This window comes from Proteus sp. fly-1067 (assembly GCF_040139345.1).
GTDB classification, from domain to species: Bacteria; Pseudomonadota; Gammaproteobacteria; order Enterobacterales; family Enterobacteriaceae; genus Proteus; species Proteus vulgaris_B.
In genome coordinates this window covers 1-583 of record NZ_JBEEUL010000181.1, presented here as the reverse complement: position 1 = coordinate 583, position 583 = coordinate 1, and the positions used below count along the sequence as shown (strand labels likewise).

General features: G+C 45.5%; 1 pseudogene. It reads left to right on the top strand.

Annotated elements, in window-relative coordinates:
* Nucleotides 1-583: pseudogene (locus ABN217_RS19875) on the top strand (RNA-binding transcriptional accessory protein); the annotation flags it as partial.

Here is a 583-nt window from a genome sequence, read left to right as displayed (position 1 = left end):
AAGAACCTGTCGCATCAGTACCTTCTCATCGCGCGTTGGCTATGTTTCGTGGGCGCAATGAAGGCATTTTACAACTTTCACTTAATTGTGACCCTCAGTTCGAAGAACCACCAAAAGAAAGTTACTGTGAAGAAATTATTACCCGCCACCTTGATGTTCGATTAAATAATCAACCAGCAGACCAATGGCGCAAAGCTGTCATTAGTTGGACATGGCGTGTGAAAGTTTTGTTGCATCTCGAAACAGGAATTATGAGCGCATTGCGTGAAAAAGCCGAAGAAGAAGCAATCAATGTATTTGCTCGTAACCTCAATGACCTACTGATGGCCGCGCCAGCAGGTATGCGCTCAACGATGGGACTCGATCCCGGCCTACGTACCGGTGTTAAAGTTGCGGTTGTTGATGCAACAGGAAAACTGATTGCGACTGATACTATCTACCCACATACCGGCCAAGCGGCAAAAGCAGCAGCCATTGTTGCAGCATTATGTCAAAAACATCAGGTCGAACTGGTGGCAATTGGTAATGGTACCGCATCAAGAGAAACAGAACGTTTCTTTGCTGAAGTACAAAAACAATATCC